This is a genomic window from Longimicrobium sp., from assembly GCA_036377595.1.
Lineage (GTDB): Bacteria > Gemmatimonadota > Gemmatimonadetes > Longimicrobiales > Longimicrobiaceae > Longimicrobium.
In genome coordinates, this window is sequence record DASUYB010000119.1 from 1 (window position 1) to 4,095 (window position 4,095).

A 4,095-nucleotide genomic window follows, 5' to 3' on the forward strand; every position below is an offset into this window, starting at 1 on the left:
CCGGATCTCGTCCTGCGTCAGGTGCGGTTGGACCTTCAGCCGGGCTCCCATCGCGTCCTCCGTTTTTCGAGGAAATAAACGACGTGAACTCGGATACGTATGATACATCCTACGGCAACACTTCACCAGGATTTAGTATTAGACCAGGTCCGGGTGAAGTATTGGTGCGTCCCAATCGATTCTCGTGCTGCCGCGATGATAGATCCTTCGGCCTGCAACCACTTGCGCAGACGCTGACTACAGTCTGGCCGGCCTCAGGATGACGTCGGCGTGGGATCGGTTCGGGTGCATCAACCCAATTCCCGGACTTCCCAGTACGCAGAGCAGCGGAGGCAGCAGAGGAAACCACGGTGAGTTCTCTGCTGCCTCTGCTCCTCTGCGTGAGAAAAATCCCCCTACCAGATCATGCCGCCGAGAAGGCTCTTCAGCAGTTGGAGGGCGAAGATCGCCACCATCGGCGACAGGTCGAACATCCCCGTGCGCGGCAGGATGGAGCGGATCGGCTCCAGGATCGAGTCCGTCACCGCGCGGATGAACTGCACCACCGGGTTGCGGCTGACGGGGCTCGCCACCCACGACACGATCACCCGCGCGATGATCAGGATCTCCAGCACGGAGAGGAAATGATAGATCACGATCACCGCGCCACCTCCGGATGAATGCTCGAACTCAGGCCTGGGCGGGCGGCGGGAGTCTCCGTCGCCCCTCGATGAGATCCTTCTACGGTGGCAGCGGGCGTTTTGTTACGCGCCGCCCTGGCGGCCGCCGGGGCCCAGGAAGACGATGATGGGCGGCTCCAGCGCCTTCGCCGCGTCCTGCAGCCGCGCCGGGGTCAGCCGCGTGAAGTCCACCAGCGTGGCGGTGCGGTCGCCCAGCAGCGCGCTGCGCGCCATCTGCGCGGCGCGCGCCTCGGGAAGGTCCAGCTGCAGCAGCCGCTCGCCGCGGAAGCGCCGCAGCCGCTCGGTGAACACCCCGGACGCCAGCGCCTGGTCCGCGTAGTCGCCCACCGCCTGCCGCAGCTGCCCGGCCCACTGCTCCGCCTCGCGCGGGGGGACGACCACGGTCAGGCGCACCTCGCCGCCGCCGGCATACTGCACCACGTCGGCGCGGCTGTTGTAGACCGAGCGGCGGCTGGGCCCGAAGCTCACCCGGTCCAGCGCCAGCTGCGCCAGCATCCGCAGCGCCTCGACGTCCGCGTCCGCGCCGAAGCGCCACGTGGCCGAGACCCAGGTGGTGATGGCGTCGTAGTCCGCGTGCACCGTCTCCTCGCCCGGCGTGGGCGCGGGCACGCTGTCCGTGCGCAGCTCGCCGGCGGGCATGTGCGGCGCCAGCACCTCCAGCGCCTCGTCCTCGTTCACCGGGCCGACCACGGCGACCACGGTGCGCTCCGGGGTGAAGCGCTGGCGCAGGAACGCGTCCACCGCCGAGACGCGGATCGCGCGGACGGACGCGGGCGTGCCGACGGACGGGCGCCCCCACGGGTGGTCGGTGCCGTAGAGCGCCTTCTCGCGCTCGCGCTCCAGCGCGTCGGCGGGGCTGGCCTCGCGCCCCTGCAGCTCGCGCACGATGGCGGCGCGCTGCCGCACCGTGGCCGCGCTGTCCACCGGATCGCGGAAGAGGGCCACCATCAGCACCTTCGCCGCCTCGGCCCACGCGTCGGGCGCGGCGGTCAGGGTGAAGGCCACGCCGTCCTTGCGCGGGTCCACGTCCAGGTGCGCGCCCAGCGAGTCGAAGGTGGCCCGCGCCGGGTCCGTCACCGCGCGCGCGGCGAGATAGGTGATCCCCGCCTGCGCGGGCGGCTCGTCCGCCGCGCCCACGCCCACCAGGACCTGGACGGCGACGACGGGCGTCCCCGGCTCGGTGCGCACGAAGATGCGGTCCTGCGCGCGCGCCGGGGCGGCCAGCGCGGCCAGCGCCAGCGCGGCGCCGGCGAATCGTCGTATCACGGATCGCATCATCGGCGCTGCGCGGCGGGGATGCGCTGCGGCGGCACGTACACCGTCGCGGGGTCCTGCGCCCGCAGCGCGTCGAGCACGCGGCGCACGTCGTCTTCCGTCACGTTCTCCAGCGCCGCGTAGTAGCGCTGCGCCGCGTCGCCGCCCGCGCCGCGGTCGGCGAACTCGCCCAGCAGCTCCGCCATCCGCTCGGGCGAGCGCGAGAAGAACAGCAGGTCGCGCCGCACCGCCGCCGCGGCGTCGCGCACCCCCGCCTCGCCGCCCAGGTTGTTGGCCAGCGTGGTCAGCGCGCCGTCCACCGTCCGCCGCGCGGCGGGAACGAGCGAGTCGGGCGTGGCGACGACGAGGGCCAGCGCCTGCCCGTGGTGCGTCCACCAGTGCTCCACGTCCACCTGCGAGCGCGTCATCCGCCGGCGCAGGTACGAGCGCAGCAGCCGCGCGGTCACCGACAGCGCGGCGGGATCGGAATCTCCCGCCGCCCACGCGGAGCCGATCCAGCCCCGCGTGGCCTGCGGGGTGTCGGCCTCGAGCGACGGCACCGTGTCTTCGGGGAGGAAGGCGGGGGCGGCGGACGGCGGCGGCGGAAGCGAGCGGAAGGCGCGGCGCACCGCGTCCAGCTCCACGTCGCCGACCGCGACGATGGAGACGCGCTCGGGGCGGTAGATCTCCCCCCACACCTCGTCCAGCCGCGCCGTCTCCAGCCGCGCGGCCGCGCCGTCCGTCCCCGCGGCGGGAAGGTCGCCGGGGAAGAGCCGGGCGCGCAGCGCGGCGCGGACGTACGCGGGCGCCGTCTCCCGCTCCGCCGCGCGTTCGCCCGAGAGCGCGCCGAGCGCCGCCAGCATGTCGGCCGTGCGCGGCTGCGGGGCGCGCAGCGCGGAGCGGAGCAGCCCGGCGAGATAGTCGAGCTCCGACGCGGGGCCGACCACGGTGTAGACGATGGCGTCGGAGCCGCGCACGGCCTGCACGCGCCCGCCGACGCGCGCCACCTGGTCTTCCAGCGTGGGGAGCATCAGGTGCTGGAAGAGGTGCCCGGCGCCCGCGTACCCCGGCGGGTCGTCGGCCACGATGGAGAGGCGCAGCGCCACCGTGGGTAGCGCCGGCTGGCGGTGCACGATCACCGCAGGCGCGTCCTGCGCCGCCGGCGGATGCGCGCGCAGGGTGTCCGATGGCGCCGCGAGCAGGGCGAGCGCGAGCGTCGAGATCAGCATCATCTGCCACGAATACGAAGAAGGAGCGCACCGGGCGCTCCCTCCAAGCTACGTCCCAAGCCGACGCGCGGCGAATCTTCCCCTCATCCCCCCGACCCCTTCTCCCGAACTGCGGGGAGAAGGGGGAGACCTCAGCGCGTGGAGAATCTTCGGCGCGGTTCGGGATGCATCCTGCCCGCCCCGGCTCGCCCCATCCCCCGGCCCCTCCCCCGCTCCGCAGGGGAGGGGAGAACAGCAACTTCGTGCGCGGTGCGTTTCTTCCGCAGTTACCTCTCCCAGGCTGTTTTGGGAGAGGTCGAAGAAAGGCGTGACGGCAGTTTGTCACGCCTTTCTTCGGGTGAGGGCCTCTCGGAGGCGGCGTCGCGCTCCGACGCCGGGTCACGCCGTCAATACTGCTCCTCGAACAGCACCACGATGCGCTCCAGGGCGCGGGCGAGGATCGAGCGCCGCTTCCATTCGGGGAGGCGGATCTCGCGGCTCTGCTGGAGGTCGGCGAAGAAGGTGTCGGTCAGCTCGCGCGCGAAGCCCTGGTCGGCGATCCCGATCACCGCCTCCTGGTTCAGCTCCTTGCTGCGGATGTCCATATTCGCCGAGCCGACGATCCCCCACACGCCGTCGATCACCAGCGCCTTGGTGTGCATCATGGTCCGCTGGTACTCGTAGATCTTGACCCCCGCCTCCAGCAGCCCACGGAAGTAGAAGTGCCCCGCCAGCCGCACGATCTTCACGTCCGTGTACTTGTTGGGCAGCAGCAGCCGCACGTCCACGCCGGCCCGGGCGCGCTCGGCCAGCGCGCGCCGCATGTCGCGGTCGGGGACGAAGTATGCTGAGGTGAGGTAGAGGCTCTCCCGCGCGCACGCCAGCGAAGTCCAGTAGAACAGCCGCAGCGGGTGCGATCCCTCGGCCGGCGAGCTGATCACCGTAATGTGGCG

Annotated in this window: 4 protein-coding genes; all 4 read right to left on the minus strand. The window is 71.9% G+C overall.

Features of this window, described 5'->3' with window-relative positions:
- Nucleotides 1-395: 395 nt before the first annotated feature.
- Nucleotides 396-641, minus strand: a complete 246-nt coding sequence (locus tag VF092_20770; protein ID HEX6749738.1) for a YggT family protein — start codon at nucleotides 639-641, stop codon at nucleotides 396-398.
- 102 nt (nucleotides 642-743) lie between these two features.
- Complete coding sequence (locus tag VF092_20775; protein ID HEX6749739.1) at nucleotides 744-1,946, minus strand: hypothetical protein; 1,203 nt, start codon at nucleotides 1,944-1,946, stop codon at nucleotides 744-746.
- Nucleotides 1,947-1,954: 8 nt separating this feature from the next.
- Nucleotides 1,955-3,166, minus strand: coding sequence for a hypothetical protein (locus tag VF092_20780; GenBank protein ID HEX6749740.1), 1,212 nt, complete (start codon nucleotides 3,164-3,166; stop codon nucleotides 1,955-1,957).
- Nucleotides 3,167-3,549: 383 nt separating this feature from the next.
- A partial coding sequence (locus VF092_20785; protein ID HEX6749741.1) for a phospholipase D-like domain-containing protein occupies nucleotides 3,550-4,095 on the minus strand: 546 nt, incomplete at its 5' end.